Here is a 22,017-nt window from a genome sequence, read left to right as displayed (position 1 = left end):
AACATAAAAAATGAAACAAGTAGCAGTTGTTATAGGTGGCGGACAAACTCTTGGTGAATTCTTATGTAAAGGTATCGCTGATGCTGGATACAAAGTTGCCGTTGCAGATTTGAATGCCGCTAATGCAAACAAAGTTGCAGATGAAATAAATCAAAAACATGGCGCTGGCACGGCAAAAGGCTTTGTTGTTGATGCAACCAAAGAAGATAGTGTCATCAAGTTAGCACAAGACGTTGAAGCTACATTTAAACATGCTGACTTATTAGTCTACAGTGCAGGAATTGCACGTGCAGCTCCAATTACCAGTTTTGCATTAAGTGATTTTCAATTATCGGTTGATGTCAACTTAACTGGCTATTTCTTATGTGCGCGTGAATTTGCAAAATTAATGGTAAAACATAATACCGCTGGTCGTATTATCCAAATCAATTCGAAATCTGGAAAAGTGGGTAGCAAACATAATTCAGGATACAGCGCAGCCAAATTTGGTGGGGTAGGGTTAACACAATCACTTGCCCTAGATCTTGCTGATTGTGGTATTACTGTAAACTCATTAATGTTAGGTAACTTATTAAAATCCCCTATGTTCCAATCGTTAATACCACAGTATGCTAAAAAATTAGGTATTCCTGAAAACCAAGTGGAACAAGTTTATATTGATAAAGTTCCCTTAAAACGAGGTTGTGATTATCAAGATGTACTTGACGTATTGCTATTTTATGCAAGTGATAAAGCATCATATTGCACAGGGCAATCAATCAACATTACTGGTGGACAAGTGATGTTCTAGTTAAAATAAAGTGCGAAAGTTAATTTAAACTTATCGCACTTTTTATTCTAGCTTAAAAAAATGGAAAAATATTAAATATGACGACTACTCTAATTGCTATAGCGCTTATTGCTTGGTGTATTCAAATTATTTTTAGTTGGTTTCAAATTCGTCGTTTCAATAAAGCGTTTCTAGCTTTAAAAAAAGGTTGCTACTTAGGTGTTGGTCGTAGTAAAAGTAAACGATTTAGACCAAGAGTATTAATCGCAATTTCATTAGATGAAAATAAAGTTGTGATTGATTCTATCATAATAAAAGGGATTACGGTATTTGCATTGCCTAAATCTATTTCCCAGCTCCATGGCTTATCTGTATCAAAAATAATCCCTGAAGAAATATTTCCAAACGACGTAATATCACAAAGTGCGTTGATTGTTGCCTTAACAGCAAAAAATTAATAATTATCTTTTTATTTTGAAAAGTAATTTCTTTCATTATAAAGTATAATGGTTTGCAAAATAAAATTTCCTATATACTAATAATGATGGAATCATAATATGAAAGTAAGGCAACGACAAACAGCTATTTTAGAATACCTGCAAAATAATGGGCAAGTTAGTATTGATGAATTAGTTGAGCATTTCAAAACGACTGGAACTACAATTCGTAAAGATCTTACTCAACTCAGCCAAAGTGGTCTAGTTTTACGTACCTACGGCGGTGCCATGTTAAACCGTGAAATTGGTGATAGAGCTATTGATCATAAAACCTACATCAACATTGGATCTAAAAAATCAATTGCATACGAAGCAGTTAAATTGATCCAAGAAGGTGACTCAATTATTTTTGATTCTGGAAGTACTGTTGCTCAGATGATTCCTATACTGACAAGTTTCAATAATTTGACTATTATGACCAACAGCTTACACATTGTAAATGAACTTGTTGCACATAATAATGATCATACTATTATCTTATCAGGTGGCACTTTTCGCCGTAAATCGGCCTCTTTTCACAGTAACAGCGCATCAACTGCGGCCATATTTGAATCTTACACTTTTGATAAACTATTTATGGGGGCTGATGGGATTGATTTAGTAGGGGGCGTGACAACATTTAATGAAAGCTATCACGGCAGTGTTGCCATGAGTAAAGCTGCGGCAAAATTAATATTATTAGCTGACTCAACCAAGTTTGGCAGGCGTAGTCCTAATGTTGTGTGTGACTTAAATGCTGTTGATACCATCATCACCGACAATAAATTAGATGACAAATATTATGAAGCACTCATACAACGAGGCATCAAAGTCATTAAAGTAGAAGTAATTGATAAAGAATAAAAAATAGCATTGTTTAAATGTTGCATTAGCGGGAATCTATTTGAGTGATGCAAATTATTAACAAAACAAATTTAATTTACTCAAAATTAAAAACCCGCTAAAGCTGAGTGGCTAACAAGCGTACCGACTTATCACCTTAAAATAACAATCTAGCACGAATTGTTCCTGGCACGTTTTTCAGTTTAGATAACAACTCTTCAGCCTTACTTTGTTTAACTCTATCGATATCAATAACAACATAACCAATCTGAGGATCAGTTTGTAAATATTGTGCTGAAATATTAAGCCCTTGTTCAGCGAATAACGTATTGATAGCAGTTAGAACACCAGGTTGGTTACGATGAATATTAATAAAACGACTAGAGCCTTTAGCTGGAATAGGTAAAGAGGCTTCAGGAAAATTAACTGCTGAAAGTGTTGCACCAGTATCAGAATATTTAGCTAGTTTACTTGCGACCTCAATCCCAATATTTTCTTGTGCTTCGCTAGTTGAACCACCGATATGCGGAGTAATAATTACATTATCAAATTGACATAATGGAGATTCAAAAGGGTCGTTGTTACTAGCAGGTTCTGTTGGAAAAACATCAATAGCTGCCCCACTGAGTTTATTGGCTTTCAAAGCTTTAGTTAAAGCCTCAAGATCGATAACTTTACCGCGTGAAGCATTGATTAAAATTGCGTCTTGTTTCATTGCATCAATTTCGTTATCACTAATCATTTTGATGGTTGTTGGATTTTCTGGCACATGCATTGAAACAATATCGCTTATTGCTAGTAATTCTTTCATTGTTGAAACTTGTTTAGCATTACCTAAAGGTAGTTTTGTTTCAATATCATAAAAATAAACATTCATCCCTAACGATTCAGCCAAAATACTTAGTTGGCTACCAATATGCCCATAACCAATAATACCCAAATTTTTACCACGAGCTTCGTGTGAACCTGTCGCAATCTTATTCCATTTTCCTCGGTGTGCTTTAGCATTTGCATCTGGTACTCGACGAAGTAATAATATTGCTTCGGCTAATACTAGTTCTGCTACAGATCGCGTATTTGAAAATGGTGCATTAAAAACAGGAATCCCTTTTACTGTCGCTGCATCAAGATCAACTTGGTTGGTACCTATACAAAAACAGCCAATGCCAGCAAGTTTAGGTGCAGAATCGATAATGTCCTTAGTTAATTGTGTTCTTGACCGGATTCCAATAAACCGGACATCTTTCAGAGCTTGCTTAAGTTCTTCAGGCGATAATGCGCTTTTATGATATTCAATATTGGTAAAGCCGGCGGATTTTAATATTTCAATTGCGCTAGGATGAACTCCCTCAAGTAATAAAAACTTATTTTCATCTTTGGTTAAAGTTTGAATAACCATTATTTCCTCTCTTTCCTTCAGCATACAAATTGGTACTTATAATTAAATACCATTATTAACTTTATTGTTGTAAATGATTTTATCTCAGCTCTTTTACACCCGTACTGCATCCAACAAGCGCAATATCAGCGCCTTTATTGGCAAATAATCCAACAGTAACCACACCTGAAATGCTATTAATTCGGTTTTCAAGCTCCATTGGTTTGGTAATGACAAGATCATGAACATCTAAAATCACATTACCATTATCAGTTATAACGCCTTGACGATATATTGGTTTACCGCCCAGCTTATATAACTCACGAGCAACATAGGAACGTGCCATTGGGATCACTTCAACCGGTAATGGGAATTTACCTAATACATCAACAACTTTTGATTCATCAACAATACAAATAAATTGTTTAGCAATGGCTGAAACAATTTTTTCGCGCGTTAAAGCTGCGCCACCACCTTTAATCATTTGCAACTGGTGATTAATTTCATCTGCACCATCGACATAGACATCCAAATAATCGACTTCATTACAATCGAGAACAGGAATACCATAGCTTTTTAATTTTTGGGTGGATGCTTCCGAACTAGATACAGTGCCTTTGATTTGATCTTTTATTGTAGCTAATGCATCAATAAAATGGGATGCGGTGGAGCCTGTTCCTACACCAATAAAAGAATCGGGTTTGATAAATTTTAAGGCTGACCAGCCTACGGCTTTTTTTAACTCGTCTTGTGTCATAAGAACCCCCTATTTTGAGGATAATTTTTCTTAAAAAAATAAAATTTTGAAAGCAAAATTGTTGAAGATATGGCATAGTACCCAATTAGAAAGCAAAAATCATTAGGATTTTAAGAATTAAATCAACTTTGTGATATGTTTAAAACTTATTACGATATTAAAGTAGATTTAATATTTGAGCAATGATCAAATCATTAATAAAGAGATTATGAAGCGTCCAGATTATAGAGCGTTACAAGCATTAGATGCGGTGATAAAGGAACGAGGATTTGAAAGAGCTGCTGATAAATTGTGTATTACACAACCTGCGGTTTCGCAACGTATCAAACAATTAGAAAGCTTTTTTGGTCAACAACTGCTAGTTAGGACCATTCCTCCGAAAGCAACCAAACAAGGTGAGCACCTGCTTGGCTTATTACATCAAGTTGAATTATTAGAACAGCAATGGTTAGGTGATAACGAGCAAAATGCCACACCGTTGTCGTTATCTATTGCGATTAATGCTGATTCTTTAGCAACTTGGTTTTTACCTGCGTTAAAACCAGTTTTAGATAAAAATATCTTACGTTTTGATATTCAAGTCAAAGATGAAGAACATACGTTAGAATTATTGCGTTTAGGGACAGTAGTTGGTGCGATTAGCATTCAAGCTAATCCTTTACCAGGTTGCTTGTCTGATTTATTAGGTGCTTTAGACTATATTTTTGTGGCTTCACCTGATTTTGCTAAAAAGTACTTTCCAACTGGGGTAACTCGATCATCTTTATTAAAAGCGCCTGCTGTTGCATTCGATCATTTAGATGATATGCATCAGGCCTTCTTACAAGAAAACTTTAACCTTACGCCAGGTAGTGTAATTTGCCATATCACTAGTTCATCTGAAGCTTTTGTGCAATTAGCTAAACAAGGTTCGGCCTGCTGTATGTTACCAAAGTTGCAAGTTGAGCAAGAATTAAAAAATGGTGAATTAATTAACTTAACTGATGGGTTATATCAAAGACGTATGCTATATTGGCATCGTTTTGCTCCTGAAAGTAGTGTAATGCAAAATATCTCTGAAACCTTGATTCGTTATGCACAACGAACATTATCATAGCCTCAGGATTTAGATCACAAATAATAGATAAATTAAGTGATTTTTATACTGAAACACATACTTACCTGAAACTTTTTAACAAAATAAAGTCTATATTTAAAGAGCTGAAGATATGAGCCAATTAAAAAATGATCGTTATTTACGAGCTTTACTATGTTTGCCTGTAGACTATACACCAGTTTGGATGATGCGACAGGCAGGTCGTTATTTACCTGAGTATCGTCAATTAAGATCAAAAGCGGGTGATTTTATGACGATGTGTCAAACGCCAGAATTAGCTTGTGAGGTCACCTTACAACCATTACAACGATTTGAGCTTGATGCTGCTATTATTTTCTCTGATATTTTAACAATCCCTGATGCTATGGGGCTTGGCTTATATTTTGAATTGGGTGAAGGCCCTAAATTTAAAAAATCGATATCTTGCATATCAGATATTGAACAATTACCCATCCCAGATCCAGAGCAATCACTTAAATATGTGATGGATGCGATTCGATTAACAAAAAAAGAACTCAATGGTAAAGTTCCACTAATTGGTTTTTCGGGAAGCCCATGGACACTAGCCACCTACATGATTGAAGGGGGCAGTAGCAAAGCATTCACCAAAATTAAAAAGATGCTTTATAGTGAGCCCAAAGCGTTGCATCAACTACTTGAAAAACTAGCAAACAGTATCGCATTATATTTAAATGCACAAATTCAAGCGGGAGCACAATCGATTATGATTTTTGATACTTGGGGCGGCGTATTAAGTCATCAAAGCTATCAAACATTTTCACTTGACTATATGCAACAGATCTTATCGCAATTAAAACAAGGTAAAAAAAGTCAAGATATAACCTCGTACATTCCTGTTACTTTATTTACTAAAGGAGGAGGAATATGGCTTGATCGTATTATTAATACAGGTTGTGATGCGGTGGGAGTGGATTGGACTGTAAATTTAAGCCAGATTACTCAAAAAGGGAAAATAGCAGTACAAGGGAATTTAGATCCTTCCGTTTTATATGCAGGAAAGCAAACAATTGAATCCAACGTAGAGGCCGTTCTTAATGAATATGGCTATCACAATGGGCATGTTTTTAATTTAGGGCATGGTATTCACCAAGATATCCCTGTAGAGAATGTACAGTATTTGATTGAAGCGGTACATCGACTATCAAAAAGGTTTCATCATGATTAAAAATCCTGTTCAATTAAGGCTAGAAAAGTTACCACAATGGAAACAACGTCTATTTATGGTCTGCTTATGTGAACGAATGTATCCCAACTTTGTTTTTTATTGTCATCAACAACATCATGAAGATGATGCTAAAAATTATAAAAAAATACTGGATTTAGTTTGGGAATCACTATTAGTTGAAGATGTAAAAATCAATTTTGATTTACAGCTTGAGAAATTAGAACTCATTATTCCAACTGTAACTGATGATAGTCCTTATATGGTTTATCCAGCCATCGATGCTTGTCATGCACTTGGTGAGGTCTTACACTCTTACTTGAGTGGTGAAATCGCTGAACATACAGCTAAAGTCAGTAGTATATCAGCAACTACAGTTGCTGAATTTGAAATGACCAAAACAAATGTTACTCTTTCAGAAGATGAACAACAAACTTTGCCTAGTGTTACAGATGAATTCGATTTGCAGTGGGAAATATTTCGATTGCTACGCGAAGAAAATAATGAAATGAATGAGTTGATAAAAGGCTTGAAAGATGAAATTCGAGCAGCGGGAACTAGTAATATTGGTGTTTTTTTGAGCTATCAAGGCGTTTAAAGTGTAATTTTTAAAATTTTTATTAAATTTTTCTTTAATATTGGACAAATATAGACTACATTTAACAGCAATGTAATCTAAGCAACGTTTACAGTAACGACGCTAAAATATTAAGTTTTAGCTTCGTTTATAATGTTAACTTTAACAATAAAATAATATGTAAGGATATACCCATGAATAAAACAGAACTTGTCGACGCTATTGCTAGCAAAGCTGATATTACCAAAGTAGCTGCAAAAACGGCATTGGAAGCTACATTAGCCGCTATTACTGAATCATTGAAAGCTGGTGAGCCAGTTCAATTAGTTGGTTTTGGTACATTTAAAGTTAATTCTCGTAAAGCTCGTACTGGTCGTAATCCAAAAACTGGTAAAGAAATTAAAATTGCAGCAAGTAAAGTACCAGCATTCGTATCAGGTAAAACTTTAAAAGAGGCAATCAAATAAGTTGCTTTTTCTTACTGTCAACTTGATTGATAGAAGTATTAGGTCATAGGGTATAGTCTTATGACCTTATCAACTCAATAAAAATACATTATTTTAAGGCAAATTGCTTTCGCTTTTTCTTGTTTATAAGTAGTATTAGAACCAAATTAAAATTATATTACTAATAATTTTAAGTGGTTATTTCAACCCATTTCGCTTGTAATATATCAATCAAATCTTGAGGCGCAATTTCAATTTCTAATCCTCTTCGCCCGCCTGATACAAACATTGTTGTGTGCTCACTTGCACTTAAATCAATGAGTGTGGGTAGTTGTTGTTTTTGACCGAGTGGACTAATTCCTCCCACCAAATAACCTGTTACCTTTTGAGCTAAATTAGGATCAGCTAAATCTATTTTTTTACATTTTAGTGCTTTTGCGACTTTTTTAAGATCCAAATGTCTATCGACGGGCAATACACAAACCGCTAACGTCTTATTATTACCGTTTAAACTTACAATCAAGGTTTTAAATACCTGTGTAGCTGTAACATTCAAACTGGGATCAAGTTTATTAACCGCTTCTTGCCCGTAGTTAGTTTGGTTGGGATCGTGTTTATATTGGTGGATATTAAATTTGATTTTTAGCTTTTTAAGTAAATCAATTGCTGGAGTCATAGCTTTTATCCAATAGATTTAGTTAAATCAAAATAGTATATGGTAAGCGATAATATCCTTACCAAAATAGAGTTGGTAAGGAAATGAATAACAATTAAAGAATTAATTAGTGGTCTTCTTTATTTTTATCATCATTGCTAGTAGACGGTGCTGCTGAGTTAGAGGCACTATTTGCTAGCGTATAAAGACGATAGAAAAAGCTAGTAACAAAAATATCAAAAAAGATACTACAGAAAGAGAAGATGGTATCAAGGACAAAATTGTCACTATCGAACGCAATAGCTAATTGAGTAAAAACCATCACGAATGCTAGGAAGATTAATACCATCAAAATAGCTGAGCGCCACTGGGTTTTTGATGACTGAATGCTTAATGAAAGTGAGTCAAGAATATTGTTTTGACCAGGTTCAACCAGCGAAGCAAAAAAGAAGTTACAAAAGATAATTAAAATTAGAATTGGAATCAGTAGTACTAAAAAAATTAATATAAAAATAAGTTCTTTAGGTAAAAGCAAATTTAAACTAATAAGTACTATAGATAACATAAATGAGACTAAAAATATAAAGACTCCAATGATAAGATAAAAAAGAATAATTTTTAATGTATTTGATAACGCTTTAGATAGTAATAGATTTAAATTAAGTTTATCGCTGATATAAAGGTTAGAAATAGTTGCTATACTAATTGCTTTTAAAATAATGCTAATTAGTAATGTCAACATCACGAATAAAACATAGTTAGTTAAATTTTGTGAAAAATAGATTTGTTCAGCTAGATTTTGTTTGTCAAAGAAAGAATTAAAAAACGCATGAATTAAAGCTAGCGTTAGACTAACAAGAACAAATTGCGTAATGCGATTACGAATAAAATTGCATGTTTGTATAAAAATTAAAGAAAAAGAGATTTTTTTTTGCATTTCTATGTAAGTTCCTTATATGTGGTAACTGATTTAGTTACCACTATTATTTTTGAATGATTAAATTCGTAAATTAAGCTTGCAATAATGAAATATCCGCAACTTTTAAGAATAAATTTTGTAGCTTTTTCAAAAGCGCTAATCGATTAAGTCTAATAACTTCATTGTCAACCATAACCATGACTGAATCAAAAAATGTATTTACCGTCTCTTTTAATGACGATAATTCAATTAACGCATCTTGATAACGGCTTTCACTAAAATACGGTGAAAGTTTATCGGTTAAAATTGCCAATTTTTTAGCTAATTCACCTTCTGCGCCTGTCTCTAGCAAGGCTGCATTGATCTGCTCAGGAATAGTAACCTCAATTTTAGATAAAATATTTGACACACGCTTATTAGCTTCGGCTAATGACGAGGCTTCGGGCAAGGTTCTAAAGTGAGTGACTGCCTTAACGCGTGCATCAAAATCAGCGGGTTTAGTTGGATTAAGTGCTAAAACTGCTTGAATCGTATCAATTGCAAAGCCTTGTTCTTGATACCAAGCTCGGAAACGACCCTGCATAAAATTAACAATATCGTCAACTACGTTTTTATTATTAAGCTTATCGCCATATAATGATGCGGCATAATTGGCTAATTCGACTAGATCTAAAGGCAGTGCCTTTTCAACAATAATACGTAAAACACCAATAGCAGCGCGACGCAATGCAAAAGGATCTTTATCACCCTTAGGATGCTGACCAATACCAAAAATGCCAGCTAAAGTATCCAATTTTTCAGCGATAGAAACTGAACAAGAAACAGCAGTACTTGGTAATTCATCACCAGCAAAACGCGGTTTATATTGTTCTTCAATGGCGGTTGCAACTTCAATACTTTCGCCATCTTTAAGGGCCAAATAACGTCCCATAATACCTTGTGTTTCAGGGAATTCAAAAACAGTATTAGTCACTAAATCGCATTTTGTTAATTTGCCCGCTCGTTTGGCTTGCTCAACATCAGCCCCAATTTTATCGGCAATAAAGCCAGATAACGATTCAATGCGAATTGCTTTATCCTTAACTGTTCCAAGCTGTTGTTGAAATAAAACTGTTTCAAGACGAGGCAAACGGTCTTCTAAACGTTGTTTTAAATCAGTTTGATAAAAGAATTCAGCATCGGCAAGGCGAGGGCGAACCACTTTCTCATTACCCGAAATTACAACTTGTGGATCTTTTGACTCAATATTAGCCACAAAAATAAAGTTTGGTAATAATTTGCCTTGTTTATCATAAACAGGAAAGTATTTTTGATCGCCTTTCATGGTATAAACCAATGATTCAGCAGGAACCTCTAAAAATCGCTCCTCAAATTTAGCAGTTAACACAACAGGCCATTCAACTAGAGAGGAAACTTCTTCAAGCAAATTATCTGTTAAATCTGCTTTACCATTTAATTTTGCAGCTTCTTCTTCAGCTTGTTGTTTAATAATAGATTTACGTTTATCGTAGTCAGCAATTACCTTACCACGTTGTTCCAAAATTTCAGGATACTGGTCTGCATTATCAATAGTGAACTCTTGTTCACCCATAAAACGATGGCCACGAATAATGCGATCTGATTTAATCTCTAAAATCGTACCGGGCACAAGTTCATCCCCATACAACATGGTGACAGTATGACATGGACGAATAAATTCAACTTGGCGAGCCGCCCAACGCATTGGTTTAGGGATAGGTAATTTGCTTAATGCGGTTTTAACCATATCACATAACAAATTAACAACTGGCTGACCTTTTTGATTTTGAGTATAAGAAAGCCATTCACCTTTATCAGTTTGTATACGCTCAGCCTGATCAACTGTAATACCACAACCACGAGCCCAACCTTCAGCAGCTTTAGTTGCATTGCCATTGGCATCAAAGGCTGCGCTGACCGCAGGACCACGTTTAACAATTTGGCTATCGGGTTGCGTATCATTCAAATTTAAAACTTTTAATGCTAAACGGCGAGGCGATGCATACCAAAGCACCTCACCATGTTCCAAATTGGCATTATCAAGCTGTTGTATAAAATTAGCCGCAAAGCTTTCTGCTAACGTGCGGAGTGATTTGGGTGGTAACTCTTCGGTACCAATTTCCACTAAAAATGTTTTTTGCATAATCTTCTAATTCCTACTTTGATGCACTTTCGTTAGATTGTGAATTTTGGCACATGGGGAAGCCAAGTGCTTCACGTGATGCGTAATAGGCTTCCGCCACCATTTTGGTTAATGTTCTGATGCGTAAAATATAACGTTGTCGCTCAGTTACTGAAATCGCTTTACGAGCATCAAGTAAATTAAAACAGTGGGCCGCTTTTAAGATGCGTTCATAAGCAGGTAGTGGTAGTGGTTTTTCTAATTCAAGCAAAAACTTGGCTTCTTTTTCGTGTTGTTCAAAACAATAAAATAAAAATTCAACATTTGCATATTCAAAATTATAAGTGGACTGCTCAACTTCGTTTTGATGAAACACATCGCCATAAGTTGTTTTACCAAATGCACCATCACTCCAAACCAAATCATAAACACTATCCACGCCTTGAATATACATTGCTAAGCGTTCAAGTCCATAAGTGATTTCACCAGTAACTGGTTTACATTCAAGCCCACCAACTTGTTGAAAGTAAGTAAATTGGGTTACTTCCATACCATTTAACCAAACTTCCCATCCAAGCCCCCAAGCACCAAGGGTTGGGTTTTCCCAATTATCTTCAACAAAACGGATATCATTAACAGTTGGATCAAGACCTAATTGTTTTAACGAACCTAAATAAAGCTCTTGAATATTATCAGGAGAAGGTTTTAAGATAACTTGAAATTGATAATAATGCTGAAGCCTGTTTGGATTCTCACCATAGCGGCCATCGGTTGGGCGGCGAGATGGTTGAACATAAGCTGCATTAATAGGTTCTGGCCCAAGCGCTCGTAGGCAAGTCATCGGGTGAGACGTTCCCGCACCGACTTCCATATCCAAAGGCTGAATCACAGTGCATCCCTGATTAGCCCAGTAGTCTTGTAACGTAAGAATTAACCCCTGAAAGGTTTTGACATTAAACTTTTGCATGATGTTATCTTTATGGTTGAATTGATATTTCGATAATTTAAATAGTGCTATATATTATACTTTTTATCAATACTTGTGAAATGCCTAATCAGGCTCTGTCTAATATTGAATAAATGATTGATTTTTCTTTAAAAATAAAAAATTAAATAAAATCAATGCCCTATCTGAACGTTTTTTATGGAAAAGTAGAACCACATATAACCTTTTCTGATTAACATTAATTAATCTTTTAATATCAGCTAAATAGATTATATTTTATTGGTAATATGTAATGTACCTTATTTAGCTGTTGGATAAATAGCCACGACATTTATGTATTATTTTTATTGTCATTTGTTAAAAATTGACAAATTTCTTGTTGTGATTTGAGTGTTCTAATGTTTTGTAATACTTCTGACGCTTGAACATAGTGCCGTTTTAAGTAAGCAAGCCATTGTTTGATGCGAGCAGAGTGATAAAGCGGTTTAGCATTATCAATAGATGATGTTGCATAGTGAATTAAAATTTCCATCACTTGTTGCCAATTTAATGCTGATTGCTCAGTTCGTATCATATTAGCTAGGTTTGGAATAGTTAAAATACCGCGCCCTAGCATAATGTCATTAGTTTGGCTTTGGCTTATGCAATTTTTTGCATCTGCAATAGAGAAAATTTCACCATTAGCAATAACAGGAATTTTTAAGTGCTGTTTGATTTGGCCTATTGTTTGCCAATCTATTTTTTCGGATTTATAGCCGTCTTCTTTGGTCCTTCCGTGAATTGCTATTTCGTTGGCTCCGGCAAGTTCAATTGCGTTGGCAATTTCGTGACAATGCAATTTATTATCCCAACCTAAGCGAATTTTGACTGATAATTTATTTGTTGCACCTATAGCTTGTCGTACTTGGCTGATAATATTAAATATCTGCTCTGGATATTGTAATAAATAAGCGCCACCGTGGCTGCCAACTACAGTTTTGGCTGGGCAACCAAAATTGATATCTATACCATAAGAACCTAATTCGATAGCTTTAACGGCATTTTCAGACATCCACTCTGGCGACTGTCCTAAAATTTGGACACGAACTGGCGTGCCAGATTCGGTTTTTCCATTATTATAAAGTTCAGGACATAGGCGATAGAAAGTCCTATTTGATAATTTGTGATGGGTCACTCTGATAAATTCTGTAACACAATAATCAAATTGGTTAATTTCAGTTAAAAGTTGCCTGACTTGATAATCAAGTACTCCCTCCATAGGAGCTAAAATAATTCGATTAATTTTCATTGAGAAACCTGATTGGTATTACCACTACCACAAACGGGACAATTAGGTTGTTTGGTAAATTTAACTTGGCTAAACTCCATTGTCATTGTATCAGTCATTAATACACGACCAATTAATGGTTTTCCATATTGAGTTAACACTTTTATCGCTTCTAAGGCTTGCATGGAACCAAACATTCCAACAAGCGGAGCCATGACGCCGGTCTCAACACAAGTGAGTTGATCTTTACCAAATAAGCGACTTAAACAGTGATAACAGGGTTCATTAGGTTGGTATGTAAATACACTTAATAACCCCTCCATACGGATTGCCGCTCCAGAAACTAACGTTTTTTTTACTTGAAAGCAACAGCGGTTAATTTGCTCTCGTGTCACTAGGTTATCCGTACAGTCTATGACAATATCATGTAGTTTAATAAGTGAAATAAGCTTATTATCATCAAGTCGCTGATTTACTGTTTCAATTAACGTATTGGCATTTATATTGGTTAAGGCCTCTTTTGCCACCTCGACTTTGTATTGATTAATAAAGCTTTCGGTATATAAGATTTGTCGATTTAAGTTGGATTTTGATATGGTGTCAAAATCAACTAACATTAATTTTCCTAAACCTGATGCCGCCAAATAGAGTGATGCAGCACAACCAAGTCCGCCTAAACCAATGATCAGTGCTGAACTGTTTTTCAATATTTGCTGTTTATCAATATCGAAATCACGCAATGTGATTTGTCTATCATAACGAAACAATTCTTGATCTGTAAGTTCTAGCATATTGTAAGATTATTATTGTGGTTAATTATGAAGAAGCATTATAACAGAAACTTGGCACAACAATGTGCCAAGCTATTAAGATTATTTGTCAAAGCCAGATAGAAAGGTTAAATATTCCTCTTTGGTCATTAGTGGTTTATATTCTGACATCAGTTTCTGTGCAGGTTTGGCATCATCATAAAGTAAATCAATAATTGTACATGCCATCATTTGTGCAGGACGGATGTAAGCCATTTCTTCATCAAATACCGTATAATCTTTACCATGTAAAACACCTCGAACTGAACCAATCCATGGGTGGCTAACAGGCATAATGTGAGATAAATCTCCAGTATCCGTACTACCTGTCATATGAGGTGCAATCCAAACATTATCAGCACCAATTAGATCTTGTGCATTACTTTGTAAAAAGTCATTAAGTGTTGGATTGTTTTGCAAAGGTAAATAACCTGGTAGATCTTTAATTTCACACGTTGCCCCAACAGCCATTGCTCCAGCTTTTAATGCTTGATTTATTCGTTCATTGGCATCAATCATGGCAGGCACATTGCCTGCGCGCACATAGCTTTCCATTCTGACATCGCTTGGAACTACATTTACTAAATCACCACCTTGGGTAATAATTGGATGGAATCTAATGTAGTCTTTTTCTTGAAATGTTTCACGAATAGCATGCACCCCCATCATTCCCATCATTGCGGCATTTAAGGCGTTGACACCTGCGTGTGGTGCAGCAGCCGCGTGTGATGCTTCGCCTTTGTATTTAATTAATTTACCGATAAAACCATTGCTAGTTGTTGATATTTCGATAAAACCATTTTGACGTTCATTAGGTACACTAGTTAAATGTATTTGTAATGCCATATCAATATCGTCAAACTCGCCACGTGAAATTAACTCCGGTTTGCCACCAATATATTTAATTTTACCTTCTTCTATTAAGCGATTTCGATAAGTGATTTCAACATATTCTTCAGCTGGAACAGCAAATGGTACGACATCGCCAGCTAAAAATTGCATAGCCCCTGAATCAATTAATCCCATCGTTACTGCCATCATATTTGCAATTTGAGCATTATGTCCACAGCAGTGCGCAGCACCAGATGTTTCGTCAGCAGCAGGGTGATCTGCACAAATAATAGCATCAAGCTCGCCGATAACAGCAATGCTATATTTACTACCTTTTCCTCCTTTTAGGCGACCTTTTACTCCTGTTATTGCTAATTTATTTTTAAATGGAATACCTAGTTTTTCAAAAGTTTGCTCAACTTTTTGAGCTGTTTTGTGTTCTTTATAACCAAGTTCAGGTTCTACCCAAATTGATTCAGCAATCGCCTTAATATCGGCTTTACGGTTTGCAATTGCACTACAAACCTTTTTTTTAAGTTCTTCTTTTGTCATAAATTAAATCCTAGTGCAAATTAGATAACACCTTCCCAATGCAAGGTGATTTGAGCAATGATTGCTGCCAAAATAAAAGTGCCTGAAAATACCGCTAATGAAACAGGAATAATTCGCCATGAGATACTTTTAAATAATGCTAAATCTTTACCAATAGCCAATCCAGCATAAGCAAGCACTGGGGTACAAACCGCCAATAAAGAAACCTTGTCAGTAAGTGAAACAACTTGTTCATGAAAAGGGAAAATAGGTGATGAAGCCACTGCGGCTACAACTGATACCCATAAAATAACTGGAAATTTGTTTAATACTGGAATTTTGCCAACAAAATAACCAACAATTGATATAACAACTAAAATTGATAACGCTTCTAATGACAGCATAAAATCAATTTTGTAACCTACTGTATTACCAGCAGCCATAATAATGGCAACTAAGATCAGTAAAAATATTGTTTCTAAACTTTTCATTATAGCGCTCCTTCTTTATTACGTCGTAAACGGGAAAAGATGTTATATAAGAAAGAGGCAAACGGTAGTGAAAATAATGTATAAATATAAATACCAACAACACTCGACATTAAGTTTGCTGTTGTTGCATAGGCTTTGATTTCACTAGCCATTTCTGGATAAAGGTCACTTATTGGAGCAAGTGATGCCGCCATCATACTACCACTTCCAACCCCAGCTCCCATGGCTAAAGCATAAGGATGGAGAATATCTAGTTTTGCCATCGCACTGGCTAGTATACTCATCCAAATAGCACCATAAAGTGTGCCACAAACATACATCGCCATAACGCCTCGACCTTCAGCGGAATCCAATCCATATTTATCTGCAACAATTGCTATATTCGGTTCGCGAGCAACAGAATAAGTTGCACCTACAGCTTCACGTTTCATGCCTAATATCATTGCTAGTGGCAAACCCAATAAAATCGTACCAGCAAAATGGCCTAATTCCTGAAAAATTAATGCTAACTTAGCATCTTTTAGAATCATATCAATCTTAGGACCGACAGAAACGCCAAGCTTGGCAATAAGTAACATCAAAGTTACAATCATGATGGCGCTGGCATTATTCATATTTTTTAGTTTTAATATTTTTAATTTGGGAACACTTATTATTCCACCAATGATCATGGCGTATAACATCGGATACACAGCGATAATCCAAATAGACTGCTTACCGATAAACTCACATGCCAAAACAACGACTAGTGCAAGTAAATGCACTTTATAATCTCGTAAAACTTTCATTATTACTCCTTAATTTATTTAAAATATTTTTAAAGTATCGTTGCCCCTAATGTATTTTTAAAATGATTTAAAGCCCATTGATGACCGATTGGATCAAAGCTGGCTACTGCCTTTTTATGAATAAATATTTTATACCCTAAATTATAGGCATCTACTGCTGTGTGCAATATGCAAATATCAGTACAAACTCCTGTCAAATGGATTTCACTGATGCATCTTTCGCGTAATCGTAAATCAAGATCTGTCCCACAAAAAGCTGAATAGTGGCGCTTATTTATCCAATAGATATGATTAGTATTTTTATATTTTTGATAAAGGTTATCTAAACTACCAAATAATTGTTGTCCTAAAGTACCAATTATATTATGAGGCGGAAAAAGAGAATATTCAGGGTGAAATCTATCAGAAGGGTCATGAGAATCGATAGCAAAAACGATAAAATTATTATTTTTTATAAATGATTCTGCTAAGTTTAGCATTTCCGCTTCAATTTTTTGACCAGCTAGGCCTGTAGTTAAAGCTCCATTATCAGCAACAAAATCATTTGTATAATCAATTGAAATTAACGCTTTCATATCAAGTAAATAGGCTATTAAATAATATTAAAGCTTATTAATAAATATTTGATATGACAAGTTATTTTCAATAAGTAATTTGATTATGTTTTTTATAAAATTAAGATCTAATTGGTATCTTTTTGAATTTAATTTATTTTATAAAAACTTTTATAAAGTAAATTTATTATTAAAAACTAACTATAAATAAATTAAATGAAAATTATTTTAAATCATGGTCTTTATACCCTGATAAATTGCTCTATAATAATTATCATTATTGCTAATAGTACACAGGATATTTTAATGAGAACAATTTATTGCGGACAACTCAATGCAAGTTATATTAATCAAGAAGTAACATTATGTGGTTGGGTCAATAAACGCCGAGACTTAGGCGGTATGATTTTTATCGATATGCGTGATCGTGAAGGTATTGTACAAGTTTTTTTTGATCCTGATTATCAACAAGCATATCAACTTGCTGGTGAACTTCGTAATGAATTTTGTATCCAAATTAAAGGCAAAGTAAGAGCTCGTCCGGAAGGTCAAATCAATAAAGATATGGCAACCGGAGAGGTTGAAATTTTGGCAACTGAATTGACAATATTTAACCGTAGCGATGTATTGCCTCTTGATTTCAATCAAAACAACAGTGAAGAGCAACGTCTAAAATATCGTTATATTGACTTGCGTCGCCCTGAAATGGCAACGATCTTTAAAACGCGAGCTAAAATTACCGCATTTGTTCGTTCGTTTATGAACGAACATGGTTTTTTAGATATCGAAACGCCAATGTTAACCAAAGCAACTCCAGAGGGCGCACGAGATTACTTGGTTCCAAGTCGAATTCATAAAGGTGAGTTTTATGCGCTGCCACAATCGCCACAATTATTTAAACAATTGCTAATGATGTCAGGATTCGACCGTTATTATCAAATTGTAAAATGTTTTCGCGATGAAGATTTAAGAGCCGATCGTCAACCTGAGTTTACGCAAATCGATGTTGAAACTTCATTTATGACAGCAGAGCAAGTGCGTGATGTTATGGAGAAGATGATTCGTGAGCTTTGGTTACATGTGAAAAATGTGGATTTAGGTAAGTTTCCTATTATGACTTTTGCTGAAGCGATGCGTCGCTTTGGAAGTGATAAGCCTGATCTGCGTAATCCGCTTGAAATTATTGATGTGGCTGATTTGGTTAAAGATGTTGATTTTAAAGTGTTTTCAACACCAGCTAACGATCCGAAAGGACGCGTTGCATTGCTTTGTGTTCCAAACGGTGCACAATTAACACGTAAACAACTTGATGAATATACGCAATTCATTTCAGTTTACGGCGCAAAAGGTATGGCTTGGATTAAAGTTAATGAACGTTGCAAAGGGTTAGAAGGTGTACAAAGCCCAGTTGCTAAATTCTTTAATGAATTGCAAATGGAAGCACTGCTTAATCGTGCCAATGCTAAAGATGGTGATATTTTATTATTTGGTGCCGATAGCTATAAAGTAGTGAGTGATGCGTTAGGGGCATTACGTTTAAAAGTTGGTAAAGATTTAGGTTTAACCGATGAAAGTAAATGGGCGGTACTTTGGGTTATTGATTTCCCGATGTTTGAAGAAACAGATGAAGGTTTAAGTGCTATGCATCATCCATTTACGTCACCAAAAGATTATACACCAGAAGAACTTCTGAATAATCCTGAAAATGCTGTTGCAAATGCTTATGATATGGTAATCAATGGTTATGAGGTTGGTGGTGGATCAGTTCGTATTCACCGTAGCGAAATGCAACAAGCCGTCTTTTCAATTTTAGGTATTAATGAACATGATCAACGTGAGAAATTTGGCTTTTTACTTGATGCATTAAAATATGGTACACCTCCTCATGCAGGATTGGCATTTGGATTAGATCGATTAAGTATGTTATTAACTGGAACGGATAATATTCGCGATGTGATAGCGTTTCCTAAAACTACAGCAGCAACTTGTTTACTTACTGATGCTCCAAGCCCAGCCAATATTGCAGCATTGACTGAACTTGGTATTGAAGTAAGTAAAAGATAGTGATATTTGATGCGAAAATTCAAAAAACCTGAATCTGTTCTGGTGGTGATTTTCTGCCAGACAACAAACCGTTGCCTTATGTTACAGCGCCAAGACGACCCTTGTTTTTGGCAATCAGTAACAGGTAGTATGGAAAATAATGAGCTACCACGAGAAACAGCAATTCGTGAGGTTTTTGAAGAAACAGGCATTGATATTATAGGGCAAAATCTTGAGTTAATTGATGCAAAGTATTCCGTTGAATTTGAGATTTTCCCGCAATTTAGACATAAATATGCACCAGAAGTTAAGCTAAATAAAGAACATTGGTTTTATCTGCCTATTATTAATGAGATAATACCAGTACTTACTGAGCATTTAGATTATCAATGGTTAACAATTGATGAAGCAATCAATCTTACTTTATCTCCAAATAACAGTAAAGCTATTGGTAATATTCACAATTTGATTAAATCTAATTAAGAGGTTTGAAAATGAAATTAAGCCTATATGCCGTTGCGTTGTCCTGCTTATGTTTTTTTGTACAAACTTGTAATGCCGATATAAATATAAAAAAGTGCCAACCTAATCAAAATGATTATACTATTTTCGATGAGTATGACGTTAAAATATCAGAGAAGATAATTGATTATAAATTACATGATCAACCTGAAAAACGTGAAAATAGTGTTATTCAGATATTTGCTAATGAAAATAGTGATGATCGAAATGACTGGATAGCCTCGTTTCTATTTGATGATCAATCTGAACAATTTTTATTTTATCAAGTTGATCAAGATAAATTTATTGAAATCGATAAAAAACAATTTGATGCCTTATTACCTAAAATTGTTGAGTGTAATCAAAATAAACAAGTACCTATATATAGTGAAAACTTTGATGCAGATTAGTTAAATATCAAAGCTACATTAGTATTAAGTATTAAAAATGATTTTAGGATTTGGTTAACTCAAGACTATTAAGTAACAGGGAGTAGTAATAAATGAATTTTTCAAATTTTAGAGATTTTTTAGATTATCTTGAACAACAAGGTGAATTAAAAAAAATTACTTTTCCTGTTAATCCTTATCTCGAAATGACCGAAATTGCTGATCGTGTTTTACGTAATGGAGGCCCTGCTTTATTATTCGAAAATCCGATTGGTTATGATATGCCTGTTTTATGTAATTTGTTTGGCACCGCTAAACGTGTTGCAATGGGAATGGGGCGTGAAGATACTTCAGCTTTGCGTGAAATTGGTGAGTTATTGGCATTTTTACGTGAACCCGAACCGCCTAAGGGCATACGGCAATTTTTTAATGTGTTACCTAAGTATAAACAAGTACTAAATATGCCAGTCAAACATCGTTCTTCAGCACCATGCCAAGAGGTGATTTTTAAGGATGATGAGGTGGATTTGACTCGTTTACCTATTATGCATTGCTGGCCCGAAGATGTAGCACCTCTGTTATCTTGGGGACTGACTATTACTAAAGGTCCTTATAAAGATCGACAAAATGTGGGCATTTATCGCTTGCAACTTTTAGGAAAAAATAAATTGATCATGCGTTGGCTGTCACATCGTGGTGGTGCACTTGATTTTGCCGAATGGCAACAAGCACACCCAAACGAAAGATTTCCAGTTAGTATTGCTATTGGAGCTGATCCAGCCACCATTTTAGGTGCAGTGACACCAGTGCCAGATACTCTACCTGAATATGCTTTTTCTGGATTATTACGTGGTAGCCGAACAGAGGTAGTCAAATCGTTATCGAATGATTTAGAAGTTCCAGCTAGTGCAGAGATAATTCTTGAAGGTTATATTGATCCTAATGAGTTAGCATCAGAAGGTCCGTATGGTGATCACACAGGTTATTATAATGAAGTTGAGCAATTTTCCGTATTTACCGTAACGCACTTAACTCGCCGGAAAGATGCGATTTATCACTCAACTTATACAGGTAGACCACCAGATGAACCCGCAATCATGGGACTTGCTTTGAATGAAGTTTTTATTCCAATTTTACAAAAGCAGTTTCCTGAAATTGTTGATTTTTATTTACCGCCAGAAGGATGTTCATACCGTATTGCGATTGTTACTATTAAAAAGCAATATCCAGGTCATGCTAAACGAGTTATGATGGGAGTTTGGTCGTATTTAAGGCAATTTATGTATACCAAATTTGTAATTGTCTGTGATGATGATATTAATGCACGTGACTGGAAAGATGTAATGTGGGCTATTTCGACACGTATGGATCCTCATCGGGATACGACTTTTATTGATAATACACCGATCGATTATTTGGACTTTGCTTCACCTGTATCAGGATTAGGCTCTAAAATGGGTTTAGATGCTACCAATAAATGGACAGGTGAAACAAATCGTGAATGGGGAAAGATAATTAAGAAAGATCCAAAAGTCATTGCCCATATTGACGAAATTTGGGATGAGTTAGGTTTATAGAATTATCTTTAATCAATATTAATTGTATAAATAAAATAGCCCAAATAAGAA

General features: G+C 35.0%; 23 protein-coding genes. 11 read left to right on the top strand and 12 right to left on the bottom strand.

Annotated elements, in window-relative coordinates; all coding sequences use genetic code 11:
• The first annotated feature begins 10 nt into the window (after positions 1–10).
• From srlD to srlR, 3 genes are all read left to right on the top strand, one after another.
• Positions 11–790 (top strand): sorbitol-6-phosphate dehydrogenase, encoded by a 780-nt coding sequence (gene srlD, locus B9N71_RS07275; RefSeq protein WP_065590282.1) that lies wholly within the window; start codon positions 11–13, stop codon positions 788–790.
• A gap of 77 nt (positions 791–867) precedes the next feature.
• Positions 868–1,227, top strand: a complete 360-nt coding sequence (locus tag B9N71_RS07270; protein WP_085165176.1) for a transcriptional regulator GutM — start codon at positions 868–870, stop codon at positions 1,225–1,227.
• A gap of 99 nt (positions 1,228–1,326) precedes the next feature.
• The gene (gene srlR / locus B9N71_RS07265) at positions 1,327–2,109 is read left to right on the top strand and encodes a glucitol operon DNA-binding transcriptional repressor SrlR (RefSeq protein WP_085165174.1); all 783 of its coding nucleotides are present in this window, start codon (positions 1,327–1,329) and stop codon (positions 2,107–2,109) included.
• Positions 2,110–2,245: 136 nt separating this feature from the next.
• Here srlR and serA read toward each other — a convergent pair whose 3' ends face one another.
• Entirely contained in the window at positions 2,246–3,487 is a 1,242-nt protein-coding gene (gene serA / locus B9N71_RS07260; protein ID WP_065590285.1) for a phosphoglycerate dehydrogenase, read from the bottom strand.
• A 79-nt stretch (positions 3,488–3,566) separates the two neighbouring features.
• Positions 3,567–4,223, bottom strand: coding sequence for a ribose-5-phosphate isomerase RpiA (gene rpiA, locus B9N71_RS07255; RefSeq protein WP_085165173.1), 657 nt, complete (start codon positions 4,221–4,223; stop codon positions 3,567–3,569).
• A 208-nt stretch (positions 4,224–4,431) separates the two neighbouring features.
• Between rpiA and B9N71_RS07250 the strand changes: the two genes are divergently transcribed.
• From B9N71_RS07250 to B9N71_RS07235, 4 genes are all read left to right on the top strand, one after another.
• Positions 4,432–5,319, top strand: coding sequence for a LysR family transcriptional regulator ArgP (locus B9N71_RS07250; protein WP_085165171.1), 888 nt, complete (start codon positions 4,432–4,434; stop codon positions 5,317–5,319).
• Positions 5,320–5,431: 112 nt separating this feature from the next.
• Complete coding sequence (gene hemE / locus B9N71_RS07245) at positions 5,432–6,505, top strand: uroporphyrinogen decarboxylase (RefSeq protein WP_085165169.1); 1,074 nt, start codon at positions 5,432–5,434, stop codon at positions 6,503–6,505.
• Positions 6,498–7,100, top strand: coding sequence for a YjaG family protein (locus tag B9N71_RS07240; protein ID WP_085165167.1), 603 nt, complete (start codon positions 6,498–6,500; stop codon positions 7,098–7,100). Before hemE ends, B9N71_RS07240 begins: the two co-directional genes overlap by 8 nt.
• A 173-nt stretch (positions 7,101–7,273) precedes the next feature.
• Positions 7,274–7,546, top strand: a complete 273-nt coding sequence (locus B9N71_RS07235; protein ID WP_034912351.1) for an HU family DNA-binding protein — start codon at positions 7,274–7,276, stop codon at positions 7,544–7,546.
• A gap of 169 nt (positions 7,547–7,715) precedes the next feature.
• Here the strand turns inward: B9N71_RS07235 and ybaK are convergent, their stop codons facing one another.
• From ybaK to B9N71_RS07185, 10 genes are all read right to left on the bottom strand, one after another.
• Positions 7,716–8,201: a Cys-tRNA(Pro) deacylase gene (gene ybaK, locus B9N71_RS07230; RefSeq protein WP_085165165.1), complete on the bottom strand. Its 486-nt coding sequence runs from the start codon at positions 8,199–8,201 to the stop codon at positions 7,716–7,718.
• Positions 8,202–8,307: 106 nt separating this feature from the next.
• A complete protein-coding gene (locus tag B9N71_RS07225) occupies positions 8,308–9,117 on the bottom strand; it encodes a hypothetical protein (protein ID WP_085165163.1) in 810 nt (269 codons plus the stop codon).
• 73 nt (positions 9,118–9,190) lie between these two features.
• Positions 9,191–11,263 (bottom strand): glycine--tRNA ligase subunit beta, encoded by a 2,073-nt coding sequence (glyS, locus tag B9N71_RS07220; RefSeq protein ID WP_085165161.1) that lies wholly within the window; start codon positions 11,261–11,263, stop codon positions 9,191–9,193.
• Between the two features lie 10 nt (positions 11,264–11,273).
• Positions 11,274–12,206 carry a glycine--tRNA ligase subunit alpha gene (glyQ, locus tag B9N71_RS07215; protein WP_034912362.1) on the bottom strand — a complete coding sequence of 311 codons (933 nt, stop codon included), beginning with the start codon at positions 12,204–12,206 and terminating at the stop codon, positions 11,274–11,276.
• 310 nt (positions 12,207–12,516) lie between these two features.
• Complete coding sequence (gene dusC / locus B9N71_RS07210; RefSeq protein WP_085165159.1) at positions 12,517–13,473, bottom strand: tRNA dihydrouridine(16) synthase DusC; 957 nt, start codon at positions 13,471–13,473, stop codon at positions 12,517–12,519.
• A complete protein-coding gene (locus tag B9N71_RS07205) occupies positions 13,470–14,243 on the bottom strand; it encodes a molybdopterin-synthase adenylyltransferase MoeB (protein WP_085165147.1) in 774 nt (257 codons plus the stop codon). Before B9N71_RS07205 ends, dusC begins: the two co-directional genes overlap by 4 nt.
• Before the next feature lie 81 nt (positions 14,244–14,324).
• Positions 14,325–15,644, bottom strand: a complete 1,320-nt coding sequence (locus B9N71_RS07200) for an amidohydrolase (RefSeq protein WP_085165145.1) — start codon at positions 15,642–15,644, stop codon at positions 14,325–14,327.
• Between the two features lie 20 nt (positions 15,645–15,664).
• On the bottom strand, positions 15,665–16,114 hold the full coding sequence (locus B9N71_RS07195) for a hypothetical protein (RefSeq protein WP_065560819.1): 450 nt from the start codon (positions 16,112–16,114) through the stop codon (positions 15,665–15,667).
• Positions 16,114–16,902, bottom strand: a complete 789-nt coding sequence (locus B9N71_RS07190; protein ID WP_085165143.1) for a DUF3100 domain-containing protein — start codon at positions 16,900–16,902, stop codon at positions 16,114–16,116. The genes B9N71_RS07195 and B9N71_RS07190 overlap by 1 nt, the downstream gene beginning before the upstream one ends.
• A 29-nt stretch (positions 16,903–16,931) precedes the next feature.
• Positions 16,932–17,477, bottom strand: a complete 546-nt coding sequence (locus B9N71_RS07185; protein WP_065590298.1) for a cysteine hydrolase family protein — start codon at positions 17,475–17,477, stop codon at positions 16,932–16,934.
• Positions 17,478–17,762: 285 nt separating this feature from the next.
• Between B9N71_RS07185 and aspS the strand changes: the two genes are divergently transcribed.
• From aspS to ubiD, 4 genes are all read left to right on the top strand, one after another.
• Positions 17,763–19,520 carry an aspartate--tRNA ligase gene (aspS, locus tag B9N71_RS07180; RefSeq protein WP_085165141.1) on the top strand — a complete coding sequence of 586 codons (1,758 nt, stop codon included), beginning with the start codon at positions 17,763–17,765 and terminating at the stop codon, positions 19,518–19,520.
• 9 nt (positions 19,521–19,529) lie between these two features.
• Entirely contained in the window at positions 19,530–19,982 is a 453-nt protein-coding gene (gene nudB, locus B9N71_RS07175; protein WP_065590300.1) for a dihydroneopterin triphosphate diphosphatase, read from the top strand.
• 11 nt (positions 19,983–19,993) lie between these two features.
• Positions 19,994–20,410, top strand: coding sequence for a hypothetical protein (locus B9N71_RS07170; protein WP_085165139.1), 417 nt, complete (start codon positions 19,994–19,996; stop codon positions 20,408–20,410).
• 92 nt (positions 20,411–20,502) lie between these two features.
• Positions 20,503–21,966 carry a 4-hydroxy-3-polyprenylbenzoate decarboxylase gene (ubiD, locus tag B9N71_RS07165; protein WP_085165137.1) on the top strand — a complete coding sequence of 488 codons (1,464 nt, stop codon included), beginning with the start codon at positions 20,503–20,505 and terminating at the stop codon, positions 21,964–21,966.
• The last annotated feature ends 51 nt before the right edge of the window (positions 21,967–22,017 follow it).

It is taken from the genome of Gilliamella bombi, from assembly GCF_900103255.1.
Taxonomy (GTDB): domain Bacteria; phylum Pseudomonadota; class Gammaproteobacteria; order Enterobacterales; family Orbaceae; genus Gilliamella; species Gilliamella bombi.
The sequence above is the reverse complement of the archived record's forward strand: the minus strand, read 5'-3'. Positions and strand labels throughout refer to the sequence as shown.

Coding starts and splice junctions, on each gene's coding strand:
- srlD (WP_065590282.1), top strand. CDS start 11: ATGAAACAAGTAGCAGTTGTTATAGGTGGCGGACAAACTCTTGGTGAA.
- B9N71_RS07270 (WP_085165176.1), top strand. CDS start 868: ATGACGACTACTCTAATTGCTATAGCGCTTATTGCTTGGTGTATTCAA.
- srlR (WP_085165174.1), top strand. CDS start 1,327: ATGAAAGTAAGGCAACGACAAACAGCTATTTTAGAATACCTGCAAAAT.
- serA (WP_065590285.1), bottom strand. CDS start 3,487: ATGGTTATTCAAACTTTAACCAAAGATGAAAATAAGTTTTTATTACTT.
- rpiA (WP_085165173.1), bottom strand. CDS start 4,223: ATGACACAAGACGAGTTAAAAAAAGCCGTAGGCTGGTCAGCCTTAAAA.
- B9N71_RS07250 (WP_085165171.1), top strand. CDS start 4,432: ATGAAGCGTCCAGATTATAGAGCGTTACAAGCATTAGATGCGGTGATA.
- hemE (WP_085165169.1), top strand. CDS start 5,432: ATGAGCCAATTAAAAAATGATCGTTATTTACGAGCTTTACTATGTTTG.
- B9N71_RS07240 (WP_085165167.1), top strand. CDS start 6,498: ATGATTAAAAATCCTGTTCAATTAAGGCTAGAAAAGTTACCACAATGG.
- B9N71_RS07235 (WP_034912351.1), top strand. CDS start 7,274: ATGAATAAAACAGAACTTGTCGACGCTATTGCTAGCAAAGCTGATATT.
- ybaK (WP_085165165.1), bottom strand. CDS start 8,201: ATGACTCCAGCAATTGATTTACTTAAAAAGCTAAAAATCAAATTTAAT.
- B9N71_RS07225 (WP_085165163.1), bottom strand. CDS start 9,117: ATGCAAAAAAAAATCTCTTTTTCTTTAATTTTTATACAAACATGCAAT.
- glyQ (WP_034912362.1), bottom strand. CDS start 12,206: ATGCAAAAGTTTAATGTCAAAACCTTTCAGGGGTTAATTCTTACGTTA.
- dusC (WP_085165159.1), bottom strand. CDS start 13,473: ATGAAAATTAATCGAATTATTTTAGCTCCTATGGAGGGAGTACTTGAT.
- B9N71_RS07205 (WP_085165147.1), bottom strand. CDS start 14,243: ATGCTAGAACTTACAGATCAAGAATTGTTTCGTTATGATAGACAAATC.
- B9N71_RS07200 (WP_085165145.1), bottom strand. CDS start 15,644: ATGACAAAAGAAGAACTTAAAAAAAAGGTTTGTAGTGCAATTGCAAAC.
- B9N71_RS07195 (WP_065560819.1), bottom strand. CDS start 16,114: ATGAAAAGTTTAGAAACAATATTTTTACTGATCTTAGTTGCCATTATT.
- B9N71_RS07190 (WP_085165143.1), bottom strand. CDS start 16,902: ATGAAAGTTTTACGAGATTATAAAGTGCATTTACTTGCACTAGTCGTT.
- B9N71_RS07185 (WP_065590298.1), bottom strand. CDS start 17,477: ATGAAAGCGTTAATTTCAATTGATTATACAAATGATTTTGTTGCTGAT.
- aspS (WP_085165141.1), top strand. CDS start 17,763: ATGAGAACAATTTATTGCGGACAACTCAATGCAAGTTATATTAATCAA.
- nudB (WP_065590300.1), top strand. CDS start 19,530: ATGCGAAAATTCAAAAAACCTGAATCTGTTCTGGTGGTGATTTTCTGC.
- B9N71_RS07170 (WP_085165139.1), top strand. CDS start 19,994: ATGAAATTAAGCCTATATGCCGTTGCGTTGTCCTGCTTATGTTTTTTT.
- ubiD (WP_085165137.1), top strand. CDS start 20,503: ATGAATTTTTCAAATTTTAGAGATTTTTTAGATTATCTTGAACAACAA.